General features: G+C 71.2%; 17 protein-coding genes. 7 read left to right on the top strand and 10 right to left on the bottom strand.

Annotation, left to right across the window (positions count from 1 at the left end):
- Window positions 1-23: 23 nt before the first annotated feature.
- Both VZQ01_RS25365 and VZQ01_RS25370 read right to left on the bottom strand, forming a co-directional pair.
- Window positions 24-767 carry a hypothetical protein gene (locus VZQ01_RS25365; protein ID WP_267699326.1) on the bottom strand — a complete coding sequence of 248 codons (744 nt, stop codon included), beginning with the start codon at window positions 765-767 and terminating at the stop codon, window positions 24-26.
- 512 nt (window positions 768-1,279) lie between these two features.
- Window positions 1,280-3,349, bottom strand: coding sequence for a hypothetical protein (locus VZQ01_RS25370; protein WP_426744907.1), 2,070 nt, complete (start codon window positions 3,347-3,349; stop codon window positions 1,280-1,282).
- Between the two features lie 166 nt (window positions 3,350-3,515).
- Between VZQ01_RS25370 and VZQ01_RS25375 the strand changes: the two genes are divergently transcribed.
- The gene (locus VZQ01_RS25375; protein WP_267699328.1) at window positions 3,516-4,151 is read left to right on the top strand and encodes a dioxygenase family protein; all 636 of its coding nucleotides are present in this window, start codon (window positions 3,516-3,518) and stop codon (window positions 4,149-4,151) included.
- On the opposite strand, the gene VZQ01_RS25380 is transcribed toward VZQ01_RS25375, so the two are convergent.
- The 5 genes from VZQ01_RS25380 to VZQ01_RS25400 form a co-directional block, all read right to left on the bottom strand.
- Window positions 4,152-6,200: a TonB-dependent receptor plug domain-containing protein gene (locus tag VZQ01_RS25380; RefSeq protein ID WP_426744908.1), complete on the bottom strand. Its 2,049-nt coding sequence runs from the start codon at window positions 6,198-6,200 to the stop codon at window positions 4,152-4,154.
- Window positions 6,201-6,289: 89 nt separating this feature from the next.
- A complete protein-coding gene (locus VZQ01_RS25385; protein ID WP_223782667.1) occupies window positions 6,290-7,303 on the bottom strand; it encodes a PEGA domain-containing protein in 1,014 nt (337 codons plus the stop codon).
- Between the two features lie 51 nt (window positions 7,304-7,354).
- Window positions 7,355-8,569 (bottom strand): serine/threonine-protein kinase, encoded by a 1,215-nt coding sequence (locus VZQ01_RS25390; RefSeq protein WP_223782666.1) that lies wholly within the window; start codon window positions 8,567-8,569, stop codon window positions 7,355-7,357.
- A gap of 119 nt (window positions 8,570-8,688) precedes the next feature.
- Window positions 8,689-9,405 carry an imm11 family protein gene (locus tag VZQ01_RS25395; RefSeq protein WP_426744909.1) on the bottom strand — a complete coding sequence of 239 codons (717 nt, stop codon included), beginning with the start codon at window positions 9,403-9,405 and terminating at the stop codon, window positions 8,689-8,691.
- A gap of 164 nt (window positions 9,406-9,569) precedes the next feature.
- On the bottom strand, window positions 9,570-10,277 hold the full coding sequence (locus VZQ01_RS25400) for a metallophosphoesterase family protein (RefSeq protein ID WP_408889049.1): 708 nt from the start codon (window positions 10,275-10,277) through the stop codon (window positions 9,570-9,572).
- Window positions 10,278-10,491: 214 nt separating this feature from the next.
- Here VZQ01_RS25400 and VZQ01_RS25405 point away from each other — a divergent pair, with 214 nt between their 5' ends.
- On the top strand, window positions 10,492-11,505 hold the full coding sequence (locus VZQ01_RS25405; protein WP_370640336.1) for an SPFH domain-containing protein: 1,014 nt from the start codon (window positions 10,492-10,494) through the stop codon (window positions 11,503-11,505).
- A gap of 24 nt (window positions 11,506-11,529) precedes the next feature.
- The gene (locus VZQ01_RS25410; protein ID WP_408889050.1) at window positions 11,530-12,450 is read left to right on the top strand and encodes a diacylglycerol kinase catalytic domain-containing protein; all 921 of its coding nucleotides are present in this window, start codon (window positions 11,530-11,532) and stop codon (window positions 12,448-12,450) included.
- Between the two features lie 24 nt (window positions 12,451-12,474).
- Here VZQ01_RS25410 and VZQ01_RS25415 read toward each other — a convergent pair whose 3' ends face one another.
- The 3 genes from VZQ01_RS25415 to VZQ01_RS25425 all read right to left on the bottom strand — a co-directional run bounded on the left by VZQ01_RS25415 (window position 12,475) and on the right by VZQ01_RS25425 (window position 15,252).
- Window positions 12,475-13,044 carry a protease gene (locus VZQ01_RS25415; protein ID WP_223746977.1) on the bottom strand — a complete coding sequence of 190 codons (570 nt, stop codon included), beginning with the start codon at window positions 13,042-13,044 and terminating at the stop codon, window positions 12,475-12,477.
- Between the two features lie 120 nt (window positions 13,045-13,164).
- On the bottom strand, window positions 13,165-14,271 hold the full coding sequence (locus VZQ01_RS25420; RefSeq protein ID WP_426744910.1) for a M35 family metallo-endopeptidase: 1,107 nt from the start codon (window positions 14,269-14,271) through the stop codon (window positions 13,165-13,167).
- 489 nt (window positions 14,272-14,760) lie between these two features.
- Window positions 14,761-15,252: a peroxiredoxin gene (locus VZQ01_RS25425; protein WP_223746979.1), complete on the bottom strand. Its 492-nt coding sequence runs from the start codon at window positions 15,250-15,252 to the stop codon at window positions 14,761-14,763.
- Between the two features lie 429 nt (window positions 15,253-15,681).
- Here VZQ01_RS25425 and VZQ01_RS25430 point away from each other — a divergent pair, with 429 nt between their 5' ends.
- From VZQ01_RS25430 to VZQ01_RS25445, 4 genes are read left to right on the top strand one after another with little or no spacing between them, the layout of a single operon-like run.
- Window positions 15,682-16,104 (top strand): PTS sugar transporter subunit IIA, encoded by a 423-nt coding sequence (locus tag VZQ01_RS25430; RefSeq protein WP_223746980.1) that lies wholly within the window; start codon window positions 15,682-15,684, stop codon window positions 16,102-16,104.
- Window positions 16,105-16,137: 33 nt separating this feature from the next.
- A complete protein-coding gene (locus VZQ01_RS25435) occupies window positions 16,138-16,623 on the top strand; it encodes a PTS sugar transporter subunit IIB (RefSeq protein ID WP_046716356.1) in 486 nt (161 codons plus the stop codon).
- 4 nt (window positions 16,624-16,627) lie between these two features.
- The gene (locus VZQ01_RS25440) at window positions 16,628-17,347 is read left to right on the top strand and encodes a PTS sugar transporter subunit IIC (protein WP_223746981.1); all 720 of its coding nucleotides are present in this window, start codon (window positions 16,628-16,630) and stop codon (window positions 17,345-17,347) included.
- Window positions 17,344-18,111, top strand: a complete 768-nt coding sequence (locus tag VZQ01_RS25445) for a PTS system mannose/fructose/sorbose family transporter subunit IID (protein ID WP_141327233.1) — start codon at window positions 17,344-17,346, stop codon at window positions 18,109-18,111. The genes VZQ01_RS25440 and VZQ01_RS25445 overlap by 4 nt, the downstream gene beginning before the upstream one ends.
- Window positions 18,112-18,120: the final 9 nt, after the last annotated feature.

Raw genomic sequence — 18,120 nt, forward strand, 5'->3', positions numbered from 1 at the left:
CACCGCGTGGAGGATGGTGGGGGTCACCGCCACTGGATGTCGTCGATGAAGAAGACGACCGGAGAGGGCTTGCCTCCCGCGACCCAGCCAAAACCACCCACCACCTTCCGGTATCGGACGCGGCTGACGTCGATTGTGTACTCAGTTGGCGTCGTCGTGAGCGTCACGTCGCCGGTATCCAGCGTGAATCCGTCCGCCTTGGTGCTCAGGCCGGCCAGGAACTTGACGACCTCGCCGCCCGAGGCTCCCCAGGCGTAGAAGGAGAGCACGGAGGCGCCGTCCGGGATTTCGAAGCCGGGCAGGTCGCCCCAGTTGCTCTCCGGGTACTGCCACCACACGCCGCCCCAGTTGTTGCCGCCCACCGTATAGGTGAACTTGTGGCAGGTGCCCTTGCCCGTGCCGGGCCGAGGCGAGGCGCACTCGGACGCATAGGTGATGGTGCCCTGCTCGCCGTCGCCCATGTAGCCGCTGGCCGCCCAGTGGCTGTCCACCGCCAGGGGCAGCGTCACCGTGGGGCCCGCGTCCGGCGTGCCCGCGTCCGGAGGAGGCCCGCCCGCGTCCGGCGTCCCTGAATCAGGAGTCCCCGAGTCAGGCGTCCCGGAGTCGGGCGCACCGGCGTCCGGCGTCCCCGCGTCGGGCTTCGTCCCCGCGTCGGCGGGCGGGTCTTGCGTCTTGTCGTCCTCTTCCGGGTCACACGCGCCGAGCAGACTCATGGCGGCGAGCATCCCCGCCGCGGCACACGTCCAGGCGAAACGCTTGTGCTGCATGGGCTTCCCCTCCCTGCTGGAAAACTTCGTTCTTGCTGCGAAGAAACCAGTCGACGCACACAGGTGGCGCTCGCACGGTGCGATGCGTCATGAAAAGCGCTCTGCTTCAGAGGAGCGTGCGGTGAATCACGCCGTGCCCATCGCCCACACCCCCGGGGCCCACCGTCACTCCGCGACGAACCGGCGCCGCATTCGTTCGAGTGGCGAAGAAAGTACCAGTGACGTCTGGCGGATTGCAAGTTCGCGCACGTCTGCGTTTGCGGCGCGCGCAGGGGACAATGCCTGACGCGACGCGGCGGTGGCGCTGGTGAGAGTCATTGTCCACGCGGGCGCGAAGTCGTGAAGGCTGGCGCGCGGCGGGGGCGGAAAACTTCATTCGTCGAGCGAATGAAGTGGGGGCGGGACGGGGTGCTGCTCACGTCCGGTGTCGGGAGGAACGACGAGGCCGGCGGACACGATAGCGGGTGTCCGCCGGCCAGGACAAATCGAGGCGGTGTGCGAATGCAGCGCGGTTACGGGCTGGCGGTGAGCAGGTTCGTCATGGAGACGACGAAGGTGTAGTAGCCGCCGCCGTGGGTGGGCGGGGGCGGGTTCTGGCGCATCCACGCGGCGAGCTGCTCGGGGGTGCCGTTGGGGAGGGCGGTCCGGGCCTCTTCGAAGTAGTTGAGGAAGGTGCGCACGCCGGAGTTCGCGGGGGTCGTCTGTCCCTCGGGCGCGATGAGCCCCATCATCTGGTCGATTTCGGAGGGCTCCAGGTCGAAGGCCTGGGCCACCTCCCGCAGGCCGGCGGTGTCGGTGAGGCGGCGCGTCACCAAATCCCTCATGCGTGGGAAGTCGAGGCCGAGCGCCGCCAGGTCGCGGGCCTGGCTGGGGTAGGTGGACACGAACTCCACGCGGGCCGCGGCGTCGGGGATGCCGAACGCGGTGGCGCGCTCGGTGACGGCGCGGCGCACCTCCTCGTCGCGCAGGTAGCTCTCCCGGGCCTGGCCAATCTGGTTGAGGACGAAGAGGGTGGCGGCCACGGCGAAGCCCGGGGCGCCGGTGAGGATGCCCGCGAAGGACAGGGCGCCCGTGACGACGCTCGCGGCCTGCACGGCCACCTGGATGTGGGTGCCCTGGTTCTGCTCCTGGCGCGAGAGCAGCTCCACCACGTTGAGGCTCGCGGCCACCATGCCCAGGATGTTGCTGGCCTTGCCCACCAGCTTCGCCAGGGCGGGGGCATTCGCCGCCAGGTTCGCCGTGTGCTGGGCCGCTCCCTCGAGGACGGGGAACCTGCCGGCGGCGGAGGAGGTGACGCGGTGGAGCACCGACGCCACGGTGCCCAGGCTGAGGCTGACGGCCGCGGCGCCCATGCCCACCTTGCTCAAGGGGCCGGTGATTCCCAGCAGGACGTTGGGCTCGGAGAACACCTCGGGCCGCGTGAACATGGCCACCGAGAGCGCGGAGGTGACCAGCGACATGGCGCCGGCGCCGCCCTGCGTGGCCGCGTGGGTGGACAGCGCGGTGAGGGCGGCCACGTCGCCAGTGACGGCGCGCGACAGCGTGTCCAGCGTCGCCTGGGGGTTGGGGCCCAGGATGCTGGCCTGGACGCTCGCGGGCATCGCGTCGATGAGCGCGCGGCTGGCGGCCACGGCCTGCTCGGGCGTCTGTCCCTTCGCGAGCGCGTCCGCCATGGTGGCGTTGAGCGCGGGGCCGTAGACCTGGGCCTCCAGGTTGACGCCCGCGCCGCTGGCGAGGGGGGTCATCAGCGGGGCGTTGTTGGCCAGGAAGTCCACCGCGGCGCCCGCCTGGGGCGAGTCGGCGACCAGGGCCAGGCCCTCGAACAGCGCGGCCGCGGCGGTGGGCGTGGTGTAGGGCGAGCCCGCGTGGTGCTCGGCGAGGTAGCTCGTGAGCGCGTCGCCGTTGGCTTCGAGGTGGGCGGCGAAGTCGGCCACGGCCGCGTCGCGCGCCGCGTAGACGCCGGCGTTCTGCTCGCGGTAGCCGGCGATGTACGCGTCACGCTCCTCGGTGGTCAGCGTGGGGCCGAGCAGCGCCAGGTCGTTGGCGAGCTGCACCTCCGTCGCGTCGACCGCCTCCTGCGCCGCGGTGGCGGAGGCGGACAGCGTCTGCATCCGCGCGTACGCCTCCGCGCCCGTCAGGCCCGGCGCGACCTGGGCGCGAGAGGTCGCCGTCGTGCCCTCGGGCCCACCCCCGCGCGAGACGAGGCCGCCGTTGCCCGTGCCTCCGAGCAGGTTGCCTCGTCCTCCGTTCAGGAGGCTCGCGCTGGCCCCGGAGCCATTGAGCAGGGCCATGCCGCCGTTCATCAACATCCCCGCGGTGACTGTGCCGCCGCTGCCCTGGCCCCCGTGCTGCGTCGGCACATGAGGCCCGGGCTTGCCCGCGCCGGCCGTGTCGCCGTTCTTCGCGGCCCACTTGCGGAGGTCCGACTTGCGCGTGTCCTCGGCCTCGAAGCCGCTGTCCTGCTTCTGGTAGCGCGGCGTGGGCGCAGGAGGCGGCGGTGGCGGAGCCGGCCGGGCGGCCTCGGCCTCGGGCGGCGGCGTGGGAACGAACGACGGGGATGGGCTGGACGGAATCCGGGACATGTCGCGCGACCTCGCGTTGAAAACTTTCAACGGAAGTGTCGCGGCCCGCGCGTCGTCGGATGAATTAAACCGAGTTAAATCCGCGCCGCCTCGAGTGTCTTCGGCACGGGGCCCGGCGGCTGGGAATCGAGGCCCCGCTCCTCCGTTGTGGAGGTCCATGCGAGCGATGAAGCGACGAGAGGTCCTGGTGGGGTTGGGCGCCTGCGCGGCCGGCGCGGTGGTGGGAGCCTGCGCGGAGGCGGGTGGGGCGGTGCCCCGGGCGCGGCCGGACCTCTACGCGTGCGAGGGCTGTGAAGCGGTGGCCGAGCGCGCGCCGGAATCGATGACGTCCCGCGTCCAGCTCGCCTCGTCGACGGAGCCGGGCGAGCGGATGGTGCTGACGGGGCGGGTGCTGAGCCCTGGCACGCGAGCCCCCGTGGCGGGTGTCATCGTCTATGCCCACCACACCAACGCGCAGGGGCTGTATGCGAACGGGGGCAAGGAGACGACGTGGAGCCGGCGTCACGGCCGGCTGCGAGGGTGGGCACGGACAGGGAAGGACGGTGTCTACACGTTCGACACCATCAAGCCCGCGCCCTATCCGGACGGTTCGATGCCCGCCCACGTGCACCTGTTCCTCGGCGAGCCCGGCCGCGCTCCGTACCACGTCGATGACGCCGTGTTCGACGGCGAGTACGGCGTGACGGCGGAGTACCGCGCGAAGCAGGAGCTGCGCGGCGGCAGCGGCATCCTCAAGCTGTCACGCTCGCCCGCAGGCGTGTGGCTGGCGACGCGGGACATCGTGCTGGAGCTGCATCCCTAGTCACGGCTCGCTCAGCGCCGGGTCGAACAGGTAGCTCAGGCGGACGAGGAACTCGCGCGAGAACACGGGCAGCGGCGCATGGCCGCCGTTGTACGGCTGGGCGATGCGGAAGTTCGTCCCGAGGATGTTGTAGACGCCCGCGCCCACCTCCAGCCCTGGCGTGAGCACATCCCGCGCGCGCACGTAGAGGTTGAGCAGCAGCTGCGTCGGCAGCTCCTCCACGGCCGAGCGGCCCTGGTCATCCGGCACGTCCACCGCGAAGCGCCGCCCCACCAGCACCGCCGTCGGGTTCACCGACAGCCACGGCTTGAGCTTCAGGCTGCCGGACAGCGAGGCCTTGTGCGTGGGCATCCCGGTGAACGCGTTGGAGTGTCCGGGCACCTGGTAGTCGGCCACGTCGTTGCGGCCCGAGGGCGCGTAGAACGAGTAGCTCAGCGCCACCCGTCCCCAGCTCCCCTTCAGGTGGTAGTCCAGCTCCACGCCCCGGCTGCCGAGCCGCCCCAGGTTGCGGTACGCCTCCTCGTTCGTCACCGCGTCGTACGAGTAGATGATGGGGTCGGAGACGCCCACGTCGAAGGCGTTGGCGCTCAGCGCGTGGCCCTCGCCCAGGCGCAGCGTGCCCTCCAGCTCGTACACCGTGGTGCGCTCGGGCTTCACGTCCGCGCCCAGGCTGATGTTCTCGATGCCCGGCGCGCGGAAGGCGCGGCTGAACAGCGCCTTGCCGCTGAACGGACCGAAGGCGCGCAGGAGCACCAGGCGCGGCACGAAGGAGCTGCCGAAGGCGCTGTGGTTCTCATAGCGCGCGCCCGCCACCACGGTGGCGATGGGGTTCTCCGAGAACGCCTCCACGAAGCCCGCGACGTTCAGATAGGAGACGCTCGTCGCGCCGTCCGCGCCGAAGGCCGTCTGCAGTCCCACGTCCGCGGGCCCCTCCAGCCGCCCCTGGTCCGACGCCACGTCCACGCCGCCGGTGAGCTGCAGGTAGTCCAGCGCCGCCCAGCGCGCCATCGTCCGGCCGCGCAGCCGCATCACCCGCTTCTCGTAATAGAACTCCGAGCCCTGGTCCGTGTCGCGGAACGGCTCGGCGAGCGTCAGGTTGAGGCGGGGGATGATTTCAAGCCGCTCGCTCGGGCGGAAGCGGTTGCTCAGCTCCGCGTGGAAGGACTCGAAGTCGGTGGCCGCGGGCGCGTCCAGCACCTCGTCGAAGGCGACGATGGCCGACGTGGCGAAGCGCTGGTACAGCACGCTCAACTGCAGGTCCCGGTAGCCCACGCCCGCCTGCACCGTCGTCGGGTCCAGCTTCGTGTTGCCGCCCAGCTGCGCGGTGTTGCCGAAGAAGTCCTCGAAGCGCCCGTCGCTGCGCTGCCCCTGGCCCAGCGACGCGGAGGCGAAGACGCTCAGGCCCGGCGCGGACTCGAACACCTTGCGGCCCGACAGCGTGAGGCTGCGCCGCCCGTTGACCGACTCCAGCTGGCCATAGGTGCCCGACACCATCAGGTCCGAGCTGCCCTGTACGCCGCGGGTGATGACGTTGATGACGGCCAGCTCCGCGTTGCCGCCGTAGATGACCGAGCCGGGGCCGCGCACCACCTCGATGCGCTCGATGAGCTCCACCGGCAGCTCGTTGCCCAGCTGCATCGTCGAGTAGAGCTGCTCGTTGAGCTCCTTGCCGTCGACGACGAGCAGCACCTTGCCCTCGTAACCCCACAGGCCGCGGAAGCCCGGCCCCACCGTGCCCTGCGTGTCCACGCCGAAGAAGAAGCCCGGCACCTGGAGCAGCACGTCCATCAGGTCGCGCGCGCCCGAGTCGCGAATCTCCTCCGCCGTCAGCGACGTCACCACCGCGGGCGAGTCGCGCAGCCGGGTGATGGCGAACGAGGCCACCTGGCTGTGCACGTCCGACTCCCCGTCCAGCGGCAGCTCCTCCTGCGCGCGGGCCTCGGGCGCGGGCTCGGACGGGGGCTCGGGCTCCTCCCACTGGGCGAGGGCGGGAGCTGCGCACAGGAGCAGCGAGAGCAGACCGGGGCGGAGCCGATGACGGCGGACCATGGTGACCTCCAGGCAATGACGGGGCGTGGGCGTCCCAAGGCCCTCGTCAGACATTCGGAATGGGGAGCGGTGCGGGGAACGAGGGGCGTTCAGCGCACCCGGACGGCGACACGACGGCCTGCTTCGACCTCGACGCTCATGCGACGCTTCACCTCGCCGTTGACGCGGACTTCCACGCGGGCGGGGCCGGCGGGGAGGTTCTGGGCGACGAGGGGTGGAAAGCCATAAGGGCGGTTGTTGACCCAGACCTCGCCGTAGAGCGACGGGGAGCTGATGTCGAGCTCCCCTCGCCCCGTCGCCTCGGCCTTCACCGCCACGGGCGCGGCGGCGGCGACGGGGGGCGTGGGCTGCGGCTCGGTGGGCGCGGTGGTGGCCACGGGGCGCGGAGGGGCGGGCGGCGCCAGCTGCTCGCTCACGTCCCGGTTGAGGGAGTGCACGCCGTCCTCCTCCAGCACCACCGTCTCCTCCATCAACCGGCGCTCCCCCTGCGCGAGCGCCACCCGGTAGGTGCCCGGCCGCAGCGGCAGCCGCGCGGGCGTCATGTCCACCGCCTTGCCGTCCACCTGCACCACCAGCCCCGGAGGCGTGGAGGTCACCAGCAACAGCCCGTTGCGCGGCTCCTCGACCACCGGGGGCGGCTCCTCCTTGGTGTGCTGCGGACTCGCTCGGGACGGACTCGAGCGCGAGGGCTTCGCGCGCGGCGGCGTCCGCGTGACGGCGGGCTCCCGCGCCGGCCTGGCGGGCTCCACGCGCGTCCGGTCGCGCTCGCGGGACTGGAGGTCCGTGGCGATGCGCAGGAGCTCGACCAGGTCTCCGCCCGGCGTCCTTCGCAGGCTCAGGGCCTCGGTGAACTCGCGGACGGCGATGTCGTAGTCGCGGTCCTCCAAGGCGGCGAGCCCCGCGGCGCGGCGGGCGCGGGACAGCCCCTCGTTCGCGTCCTCCGAAGGCGGCGCGGGGGCGGTGACGGGCGGCGTGGGGGTGGCCGAGACGGGAGGGGGAGGAGGCACGTCCGACGCGCGGCGCTTGCGCACGACCACGTACGCCATGGCGTTGATGGCGAGCGTTCCGACGACGATGACGGCAATCCAGGTCTTCTGTTTCATCCGCTTCTCGGTCTCACCGCCGCGTCCACCCCGGCGCGAAGGCCGTCACCCTCAGGCGACGAAGTACCAGAACAGGGCACTGGCACAGATGGCGGCTCCGGCCGTCAGGACCACGGGCCAGGGAAAGGGCGGCTCGCCCACGGGCAGGGGCCCGGGAGGCGGGCTGTGCACCGTGGCCGACGTGCGCTCCTCCACCGGAGGCCCGGGCCGCGCGCCCGGCACGTCGTCCAGGGGGGACATGTGCCCGGAGGACATGCCGCTGCCGGAGGCCCCGCTGAAGGCGGCCAGCGCCGCGCCCGTGCTCCCGGGTCGGTCCGCGGGGAACAGCGACGTCACCAGCGACGCCAGCTCGCGCCCGCCCGACGTCCAGTGCTGCGACGCGCGGAAGCGCTCCAGGTCCATCGCCAACTCGCGAGCGCTCTGGTAGCGCGCGTCCGGCTCCTTCTCCAGCAGCCGCAGGATGATGCGCTCCAGCTCCGGCGCGAAGCCCGGTGACACCTGTGACGGAGGCGTCACCTGCACCTGGGTGGCGGCGACGATGGTCTGCTCCACCGTCTCGCGCTTGAACAGGCGTTTGCCGGTGGAGGCCTCGTAGAGGACGATGCCCAGCGAGAACAGGTCCGAGCGGTGGTCCAGCTCCCGGTTCGTTATCTGCTCCGGGGACATGTACGCGTACTTGCCCTTCACCACCCCGACGCTCGTGCGCTCCACGTTGACCGCGCTCTTGACGATGCCGAAGTCGGCCAGCTTGACGATGCCGTCACGCGACACCAGCACGTTGCCCGGCGTCACGTCCCGGTGCACCAGCTTCAGCGGCGTGCCGTCCGGCAGCGTCTTCGAGTGCGCGTACGCCAGCGCGTCCGCCACCGCGATGCCCACGTCCACCGCCACCCGCTGTCCCAGGGGGAACGCCGACTTCCACGCGTGCCGCAGCACCCGGTCCAGCGACTGGCCCTGGATCCACTCCATGGCCAGGTAGTACTGGCCATCAATCTTCCCGAAGTCGAAGACCTGCACGATGTTCGGATGCGTCAGCAGCGCGGCCACCTTCGCCTCGTCCGCGAACATCCGGCTGAACGCCTCCAGGTTGGCGTACTCCGGCAGCACCCGCTTGATGACACACGGCTTGGAGAAGCCGTCCGGACCGTCGATGGAGGCCAGGAAGATGTGCGCCATCCCCCCCGCGGCCAGCCGCTGGAGGATTCTGTACTTCCCGAAGAAGGCCTCTTCCACGGGGGCCGGCACCGGCACGTCGAGCCTGTCCAACGGTCGCCTCGGTAAAAACCTGTAAGGCGAGAAAGATACATTCCGTCTGACTACCCCTCAAGTTCGTGACTCTCGGAGTATCAGCCAGGCGGGCGTCTCGAGCGTCGGGGGCCGGTGGGTCATTCGCCGCGCGGTTTGCGCCGGCTCTTGCGGCGGGGTTTGCGTCGGGCGGGGGGCGGCCTGGTCACCTCGGCGAAGCGCACGCCGCTGACGCCCGCGTGCTCCAGGGCCTCTTTGATGCCCTCGGAGACGATGAGGCTGACGGGCCAGCCCCAGGTGCGCAGGACGCGGGCGCCGCCGGTCTTCTCCGGGTCGATGCGCAGGCCCTTCACGGTGCGGTAGTGGCCCACGCGCTCGGGAGGGGCGTCCTGGGCGGTGTAGTGGGCGACCTCCGCGCAGCCGCGCTCGTCGATACAGCGCATCAGCCGGGTGGCGACGAGGATGAAGTACGGCTCGCTCTCGCCCTCCACCTCCACGGGGAGCAGCTGCACGTCGTCCGGGGCCAGCTCCCGGAAGACGGAGGCCACGGTGGCGTGGACCACGGGGGTGAGCCCCGCACCGGCCAGCGAGAAGTCCAGGGGCCGCCCCGGGGGCTCGACGGTGAGCTTCAGCCGCCCCCTCTGGAGCACCGGGGCACCCGAGGTGAAGAACCAGACGGAGTCCATCTTCCGCCCCTCCACGGACACCGGGTCGCTCAGCTCCCGGCGGGCCGGGTGGCGGAAGTCGTCGTGCAGGTCGAAGTAGCGGGCGGCGCGGGCCGTCCTCGGGGGAGCTCTCCGCGCGGCGGACGCACGGGGGGGCCTGTCCGGAGTCTCCTCGGAAGGTGCCGCGCCCATGCGTGGAGTCCCTTCGGAGGAGGCCGGACCCGGAATGCGCCGCGCGAGCAGCCGGAGCGCGTGGGTGAGCCGCCTGAACATCCGCCGATGTTACTTCGCACCTCCCGGGTGGGGGCGAGCGGAACGTGAGGGCGCCCGCTCGCGCGCCTTCCTGGCCAGGCGGCCTACCAGGAGGTGTGCAGCGCGTAGCGGCCCGCGCGGGTGTCCAGGCTGAGGAAGGAGAACTGCCCCTCCGAGCAGGTGCCGCTGTTGAGGAACAGCCGGCTGCCGTGCTCCACCTTCATGCCCAGGTGGGTGTGGCCGGTGACGACGACGTCCGCCTGCTGCTCGTGGGCCCGCGCCAGGGCCCAGCGCTGGAAGGTGCAGCGCTCCGGGTCCGGCGTCGCGTGCGTCAGCCGGACATCCAGCGCCTGGAACATGCGGAACATCGCGTGCAGCCGCATGCGCCTGAGCCACGCGCCCGTCCACACCGCGGCCTCCGACAGCCAGCGCGCCTTGCGGATGACCCAGTCGTGGTGGTGACCGTGGGTGAAGAGCATCCGCACCCCGTCCGCCTCCAGGACCAGCTGCTCGGGCGCCCCCAGCACCGTGCCCGCCACCAGGTCGTGGTTGCCGTGGATGTAGTGGTACTGGGGCTGGGAGAAGCGCCGGACCAGCTCCGGGTGGGCGGCGCGAGCGGCCGCCAGCTCGGCCGCCTGGCGTCCCGGGGTCCTGGAGGTGAGCGTCTCGAAGATGTCCCCCAACAGGACGATGCGCTCGAAGTTGCCCTCCAGCCCCCGCAGGAAGCGCAGGAAGGCCGTGTCCTCGTGGCCGAAGTGGTCCGCCACGTCGCGTCTGCCCAGGTGCAGGTCCGAAATCACCGCGATGCGCATGGCGTGCCCTGTTCCTCACCCGGTTTGCCCCGCAAGGCTGCGCACGCCCCCCGCGTCGCGCCACGAAATCCGCGGGCCCTGTCGCCGCGCGGATGTTCCCCACCTCCGGGACTCTTCCACCGGCGGTCACACTTCGGGTTGCCTTCGTGTCGGTTGGACACTAATAATGGTGTCGAAATAACACGAAGTGGCGAAGCATCGAGGGGTGGACCCCATGGTCATCGGCTACATGAAGGCGGCACCGACGTCGTACGTGATGCAGTTCGAGGGGGGACGGATGGTGCGGGAGGGGGCGGGGCTGTCGTTCTTCTACTGGAAGCCGTCCGCGACGCTGGTGAGCGTGCCCCTGTCGAGCGCGGACGTACCCTTCGTGTTCAACGAGGTGACGCGGGACTTCCAGGCGGTGACGCTGCAGGGGCAGCTGACGTACCGGGTGGCGGACGCGCGCAAGCTTGCGGGGTTGTTGGACTACTCGCTGTCGGCGTCGGGGCGCTACCGCTCGGAGGACCCGGAGAAGCTGCCGGAGCGGCTGGTGCAGGTGGCCCAGGTGCGGGCGCGCACGGTGGTGCAGGGCCTGAGCTTGCGCGAGGTGCTGGTGAGCGCGCAGACGATTGAGGACCAGGTGCTCGCGTCGCTCGCCTCGGCCGAGCCCATCCGCGCGCTGGGGGTGGAGGTGATGGCGTTCTCGCTGCTCTCCGCCAAGCCGACGCCGGAGATGGCGCGGGCCCTGGAGGCGGAGGCGCGCGAGGGGCTGCAGCGCCAGGCGGACGAGGCCATCTACGCGCGCCGCAACGCCGCGGTGGAGCAGGAGCGGCGCATCAAGGAGAGCGAGCTGGCCACGGAGCTGGCCGTGCAGGAGCGCCAGCGGCAGCTGCGTGAGGCGAAGATGGCGGCGGACATCGCGGTGGAGGAGCAGCGCGCGGCGCTGATGGAGCGGTGGACCCAGAACGAGAAGCAGGCCGCGGACGCGCGCGCCTACGCGCTGGAGAAGACGCTGGCGCCCGTGCGCGGCGTGGACTGGAAGACGCTGATGGCCACCTCGGCGAGCGGCGGGGACCCCGCGCTCAACATCGCGCTCGCCTTCCGGGAGATGGCGGAGAACGCGCAGCGCATCGGCGAGCTGAACGTGTCGCCGGACCTGCTCCACTCGCTGATGAGCGCTGGTGCGGGGAGCAAGCCGCCGCAGGTCTCCGCGCCGCGCGCGCCGTCGCCCGGCCGCGAGCGCTGAAGCCACGAGAGGGGAGGGCACGCCATGTTCGAGAAGATTCTCCTGGTCACCCGGCGCACGCGGCTGGCGGGGCTGGTGGAGCGCTTCAACACGAAGAAGCAGGCCAAGTTCTACGTGGAGAACGCGGGGCAGGACTTCGACGAGTTCGAGCGCGAGGACCAGGCCTATGCGCGCGCGGTGGACCGGCTGCGCGACTCGCTGGACGTGGGGCTGCCGGTGCAGCAGGTGGACCGCGGCCTGGTGCCCACCTTCCTCTTCACCGGGAAGGAGGTGGTCGTCGTCGCCGGGCAGGACGGGCTGGTGGCGAACGTGGCCAAGTACGTGGGGGAGCAGCCGCTGGTGGGCGTGAACCCGGACCCGGACCGCTTCGACGGCGTGCTCCTGCCCTATGAAGTCCCGCAGGCCCGGGCCGCGGTGCGCAAGGTGCTGGAGGGCAAGGCGCGCACGCGCGGCGTCACGCTGGCGGAGGCGCGGCTGGAGGACGGGCAGCGGCTGCTCGCGTTCAACGACCTGTTCATCGGCGCCCGCACGCACGTGTCGGCGCGCTACCGGCTGAGCCACGGGGGACAGGAGGAGGCGCAGTCGTCCAGCGGGGTGCTGGTGTCCACCGGCGCGGGCTCCAGCGGGTGGCTGTCCTCCGTCTTCACGCTGGCGCGGGCGCTCACCGCGCGCACGGGCGGGGTGCCGGGCGGGGAGTGGCGGCTGTCGTGGGAGGAGCCCCGGCTGGCCTTCGTGGTGCGCGAGCCCTTCGTCAGCCGCAACTCGAGCGCGGAGCTGGTGGGCGGCTTCGTGACGCCCGAGCAGGAGCTGGTGCTGGAGTCGCGGATGCCGTCCGGGGGCGTCATCTTCAGCGACGGGATGGAGGAGGACTTCCTCGCGTTCGGCGCGGGGGCCCGCGCCCACATCCGTCCGGCGAAGCAGCGCGCGCGGCTGGTGATGGCCTGAGGGCCGCGCGCGCCCGGCTCCGGGTCAGGTCACCGTCACTTCGATGTCGGGGCAGTCCACCGCGGTGTCGTGGAACTCGCCGTTGAGGGCGGGCACCTTCGCCGCGTCCGTGGTGACGTCCATCAGCGGGCCCTCGAAGTGGATGCGGTAGGTGCCCGGCGTCTGGACGCCGTACACCTGCGCCACGTCGACGCTGCGCTCCTCCGACGCGCCCGGGGCGAGCGTGGCGTAGGAGGACGCGTCCGGCGGCCCGCGCTTGACCATGGGGCCCAGGTAGGGCTGCTCCGTGGCGGAGCCCGCGAGCGTCACCTTGAAGAAGTTGTTGCGGACGCCCTCCAGCGGCGTGTGCCACTTGAGCACGTACACCGGCTGCTCGGAGGTGTTGGTGAGCTTGAAGCGCACCTCCACCGGCTCGCCCGCCTTCACCTGGGCGGGCGCGCTCAGCGAGCACTCCAGCGTCTTCTTCGCCATGGCTGCCGTCTCCTCGGGCCGCGCGTCGACTGGCGGCGGCGCCTCTTCCTTGCGGGCCGCGCAGCCCGCCACGGCGATGGCCGCGGTCAAGAGCGCGATGCGACCTGCGTGTGCGTGCTTCATGTGTTGGACCCTCCGCCCTTCGCTCCGGGAGCGCGAGAGGCGCGCCCCTCGACAAAAAAGAAAGCGGGGACGCCCGGCCGCGCCCCCGCTTCCCCTTCACATCATGTCAACGGCGCGCTGTCACGGCAGCGCGGGCGTGTTCTCCGCGAAGTACTCGTGGCTGTCCGCGTTGTCGCGGGCGCGCGCGGAGTTGGACGTGGCCAGGCTGCGGCAGGCGCTCTGGCCGTAGGCGTGGTCATCCGTGTCCGCCACCACGGTGAAGTGGCTCATCTCGTGGACCAGCGTGCCGCCCTTGGAGTCGGTGCCGGACATGGGCGCGCTCCAGAAGGCGTTGCACACGTAGATGCGGTAGTGCCCGTTCTTGTAGACGTACGCGTAGGCGCTGTCCGTGCAAGCGCAGTCGACGACGACGTTCTTCGTGTCGAACGCGTTCTTGATGGCCGCGAAGTGCGACCGGATGGTGGCCACGTTCGTCGCGGTGTTCGTGCCGAACCATGTGGTGTAGCGCTGGCCGATGGTGCCGTTCAGGTAGTTGACGGCGCCGTTCGTCATCGACTGCGCGGTGGTGAACGCCGTCGACACCGTGGAGGCCGGGCGCGAGCCCGTGCAGCTCGACGTGGACAGCGCCTGCGCGGAGACGGTGTCGTTGCCCCAGGCGACGGGCGGCTGGAACTGACGGCCCTCCACGAACACGCTCAGGCTGTCGGAGGCCAGCTGGGACAGGCCCTGGTGGCCCTCGTCCGAGTGGTGGCCCTCCGAGTCGTAGCGGATGCTGTAGCTGCCCGTCTTCGCGAAGTCGTAGATGGTGGCCAGGTCCACCGTGTAGGAGACGCTCTCTCCGGCCGCCAGGCGCAGGAAGTCCGTCGTCGCCGGCGTGGCCCACTTGTAGTGACGGCCGTTGTACTCCGCCTTCTGCCCGTCCACCGTCACCTGGAACAGGTCCTCCTTGATGCCGTCCGTCGGCGTGTGCCACTTGAGCACCCGCACCGTGTCCCGCGACACGTTGGTGAGCGTCACCTGCACGTTGACGCCCTCGCGCGCCGCGTAGGACTGGCTCGGCACCGACAGCTTCACCGCCACATCCCCGGCGACGGCGTCACGCGCGCTCTCGCCCGCGGTGGGGACGTCTGCCGCACGCTCGTCCGGCGCACCACACGCCGCCAACAGCGACACGCTGACAACGGCACCCATCCACCCATTGAGGCGACCACCTGAGCTGAAGCTCATGTCGGGGACTTCCTTTCGGGGATTGCTTTGGGGAGTGACTTCGCGGAGCGCGCGGTGGTCCTCATTCGGAGAATGCGGTCCTGTCGCGCTATCCAGCTTATAGCTCCGTTCACTCCACCCCGTCCAGGCCCGACATGTCGGGTGGCTACGGGCGCGCGTAGGCGACGAGCAGCGCCACCATGCCGACGGCGTACCCGAGCACCACGGGGCCGAGCGCGAAGAGGACGGCGTCGTAGAGGCTTTCAGTCTGGGTGTTCATGGCCTGGGTTCCTTGCGTGGCGCCGCGCGTCCATCGCGTGGCACCCGGACCCATGAGCAAGGCGTGGGCCATGACCTGTCCGGGCGGGAAACCCCATGCACTTCGCGCGGTTGAAGCGGGCCCGGGGGGGCGCGCGCCATCAGGGCCCGCGCAAGGTGTTCGCGCCTGGGACGCGCGCGTGCGGCCGCGGTATCGGCCCTCACGCGCGCGTGCAGGGGTTGCGTCGTGGCTCAGGGAGAAGCGGCGCTCTTGGAGGCGAGCGAGCGGACGAGCTCCAGCGCGCGGCGCACATGCTCGCCCACGCGAAGCTGGGATTCGAAGCTGTCCTGGACGATGCCCTGGCGGTCCACCACGAAGGTGACGCGGCCGGGCAGCATGCCGAGGAACGACGCGCCCACGCCGAAGGCCTCGCGCGCCTGACCCTTCTCGTCGCTCAGCAGCACGAAGGGCAGGCGGTGCTTGGCGGCGAAGCCCTGGTGGGACGCCACCGAGTCGCCGCTGATGCCCACCACCTCCGCGCCCGCCGCGACGAAGTCCTCGTACTGATCTCTCAACCCGCAGGCCTGCACGGTACAACCCGGTGAGTCGTCGCGCGGGTAGAAGTAGACGACGAGCACCTTCTGCCCCACCAGGTCCTTGAGGCGCACCGGCTGGTTGCCCGCGCCCGTCAGCGTCACGTCCGGCAGCACATCGCCCTGCTTCAGCAGCTTGTTCTTCGCCACGCTTGGCTCCTCCCGCACGCACCCGGTGCTACAGACCCGTGCCGTCGACGCGTCAGTCAACCATGCCCCCGAGGGAGGGGCGAGCTTGCGGACGAGCGCCAACACGCACGGGGTGCACAGCCTGTCCCCTCGCTTTCCGAGAGAGCGCGTGGGCGCGGTGTCACGCGCAACCGCGCCGCACGCATCCACGATACTTCCACCGCATCTGAATCAGCGTGGGGGCGGCGGGTGTTGCTCCCACGTCCGGCAGGCGACAGCCCTGCGCGCGGCCGGACCCGAAATTTCGGGCACGGGAAGCAATGGCGTCTTACCTTTCGAGACAAGACGTGAGAGCTTAGCTACGGGTACAGGGCGGAAACTTTCGCCGAGGTTGCGCAAGATGCCGTTCAGGCGTAGGACGCAGCCTCGGGGGGTTGGTCAGGAGTGAACATGGTCGGCCTCGTCGTCGCATCGCACGGGCGTTTGGCGGAGGAGCTGGTCTCCACCGCGGAACAGATCGTGGGGAAGCTCCCCGCGGTGGCAACCTGCAACATCGAGCCGGGGACTCCCGTCGAGGACCTCCGCGCGAAGATGAAGCAGGCGGTGTCGCGCGTGGATACGGGTGATGGCGTCATCATCCTCGCGGACCTGTTCGGAGGTACGCCCTGCAAGGAGTCGCTGATGATGTGTCAGCGCATGAACCTGGAGGTCCTGGCGGGCGTCAACCTGCCCATGCTCCTCAAGGCCAACTCGCTTCGCTCCGAGCAGATGACCCTCCCGGAGATGGCCAACCAGCTCGCGTCCTATGGTCAGCGCAACATCACCTGTGCATCCGCCCTGCTTCGCGAGGCCCAGCAGCAGCCGCGAACTTGACCAACTGGCGCGGGTCGGCGATTCGAGACGGCTGTGATCACCCTGGTCCGCGTCGACAACCGCCTCATCCACGGCCAGGTCGTCGAGGCCTGGCTGCCGCACCTCAAGGTCTCCCGCGTCGTCGTCGCGGATGACGAGGCGGCCTCCAGCCCGCTCATCCGCGCCGCCATGGCGCTCGCGGTGCAGAGCGCCATCGAGGTGCAGATCCTCCCCCTGTCCCAGGTGGACTTCGCCGCCCTGTCCAAGGACGGGGTGCGCACGCTGGTGCTCCTGCGCGACGTGGCCTCGGTGCCCTTCGCGTACGCGCACGGGCTCTCCCTGGGCGAGCTCAACCTGGGCAACGTGCACTTCGGCACGGGGCGCCGGCAGGTGTCCCCCTCCGTGTTCCTGGCCGAGGCGGAGCTGCGCACGCTGCAGCAGCTGGCCGAGCAGGGCGTGCGCGTGGAGGCCCGAGCCGTCCCCGCGGAGAAGCCCGTGGAGCTGCCGGACCTCTCCGAGCGGTGGGTGAAGGCCGGGTGAACACGTGAGCGTCCTCTGGACCCAGGTGGCGCTCGCGGGGTTGTGGGGCGGACTGGTGGCCGTGGAGCGCAAGGCGTTCCTGCAGGCCATGCTGTCGCGCCCATTGGTGGCCTCCACCGTGATGGGGCTCTTGCTCAACGACGTGCCCTCGGGCCTGGGCGTGGGGCTGCTCCTGGAGCTGTTCTTCCTGGGCACCGCCAACCTGGGCGCGTCCCTGCCGGAGAACGACACGCTGGCGGCCACCGCCACCAGCGCGGCGGCGTGCACGATTACGCTCGCCTCGGGCGCGGGCTCCACGCCGGCCATCTGGTCGCTCGCGGTGCTGCTGTTCATCGGCATGGGCCGGGTGGGGCGGCGCGCGGACCGGCTGTTGGAGGGCTACTCGGCCCGGCTGGCGCGCGTGGCGCTCGCCTCCGCGGAGGCCGGCAACCTCACGCGCGCCATGCGGCAGAACCTGTGGGGCATGTGGCCGCACTTCGTGGTGTACGGCGTGCTGACGGCCCTGTGCGCGCTGGCGGGCTTCTTCGTGGAGCCGGCGCTGCAGTCGCTGCCGCCCATGCTGGTGCGGGGGCTGGCGTGGGCGTGGCCGGCCATGGCCTCGGTGGCGGCGGCCATCGCGGCGCAGGGCAGCCACGCCCGGAAGGCGCCCCTGTACGCGGCCCTGGGCGCGGCGGCGGTGACGGTGGCGGTGGTGCTGTACGTGCTCCAGGGGCATGACGCGTGAGCGCTCCGGACACCACGCTTCCCTGGGGAGTGCTGCTGCGCGTCTTCATGCGCTCGCTCTTCCTGCAGGCGTCGTGGAACCCCAAGGGCATGCAGAACCTGGGGCTGGCCTACGCGGTGTTCCCCGCGCTCGAGTGGCTGTACGCGGCGGGCGCCGCGCGCGAGGAGGCGGTGCGCCGGCACCTGGTCTTCTTCAACACGCACCCCTACGTCGCCGCGGCGATTGTCGGCGGCGTCGTCTTCCACGAGGAGCGCATCTGTCGGGGGGAGGAGACCCCGGACAAGGTGGTGGCCTTCAAGGCGGCGCTGATGGGGCCGCTGGCGGCGCTGGGGGACGGGTTCTTCTGGCTGTCGCTCAAGCCCGCGGCGGGCGCGGTGGGGGCGGCGCTGGTGCCGCTCCTGGGCCTGTGGGCGGTGCCCGTCTTCCTGGTGCTCTACAACCTGGTGCACCTGCTGCTCCGGGTGAGGCTGTACTGGCTGGGGCTCACCCTGGGGGACCGGCTGGTGGAGGCGGTGGCGAAGGCCAACCTGCCGGCCCGGGGGGCGCGGCTGCGGACGGTGGCGGCGCTGTGCGCCGGCGGGCTGGCGGCGTGGCTGGCGGTGTCCTTCGGGGCGAACGCGGGCGGGGCGCACGCGCCCTTCCTGGCGGCCGGGTGTCTGGCCCTGGGGGTTGCATCCTACGTGCTGGTCAGCCGTCGGGTGCCCAACTACGTGGTGCTCTACCTCGCGGCGACGCTGGCCTGCGCGGCGGGTGCCTTCCTTTAAGACGAGAGG

Origin of the sequence: Myxococcus faecalis, assembly GCF_050039385.1 — a bacterium.
GTDB lineage: Bacteria > Myxococcota > Myxococcia > Myxococcales > Myxococcaceae > Myxococcus > Myxococcus fulvus.

Bases quoted from the DNA above. Each gene is read 5' to 3' on its own strand.
- VZQ01_RS25430 (WP_223746980.1), top strand. From the start codon at position 15,682: ATGGTCGGCCTCGTCGTCGCATCGCACGGGCGTTTGGCGGAGGAGCTG.
- VZQ01_RS25420 (WP_426744910.1), bottom strand. From the start codon at position 14,271: ATGAGCTTCAGCTCAGGTGGTCGCCTCAATGGGTGGATGGGTGCCGTT.
- VZQ01_RS25395 (WP_426744909.1), bottom strand. From the start codon at position 9,405: ATGGGCGCGGCACCTTCCGAGGAGACTCCGGACAGGCCCCCCCGTGCG.
- VZQ01_RS25405 (WP_370640336.1), top strand. From the start codon at position 10,492: ATGGTCATCGGCTACATGAAGGCGGCACCGACGTCGTACGTGATGCAG.
- VZQ01_RS25400 (WP_408889049.1), bottom strand. From the start codon at position 10,277: ATGCGCATCGCGGTGATTTCGGACCTGCACCTGGGCAGACGCGACGTG.
- VZQ01_RS25415 (WP_223746977.1), bottom strand. From the start codon at position 13,044: ATGAAGCACGCACACGCAGGTCGCATCGCGCTCTTGACCGCGGCCATC.
- VZQ01_RS25370 (WP_426744907.1), bottom strand. From the start codon at position 3,349: ATGTCCCGGATTCCGTCCAGCCCATCCCCGTCGTTCGTTCCCACGCCG.
- VZQ01_RS25410 (WP_408889050.1), top strand. From the start codon at position 11,530: ATGTTCGAGAAGATTCTCCTGGTCACCCGGCGCACGCGGCTGGCGGGG.
- VZQ01_RS25365 (WP_267699326.1), bottom strand. From the start codon at position 767: ATGCAGCACAAGCGTTTCGCCTGGACGTGTGCCGCGGCGGGGATGCTC.
- VZQ01_RS25380 (WP_426744908.1), bottom strand. From the start codon at position 6,200: ATGGTCCGCCGTCATCGGCTCCGCCCCGGTCTGCTCTCGCTGCTCCTG.
- VZQ01_RS25385 (WP_223782667.1), bottom strand. From the start codon at position 7,303: ATGAAACAGAAGACCTGGATTGCCGTCATCGTCGTCGGAACGCTCGCC.
- VZQ01_RS25375 (WP_267699328.1), top strand. From the start codon at position 3,516: ATGAAGCGACGAGAGGTCCTGGTGGGGTTGGGCGCCTGCGCGGCCGGC.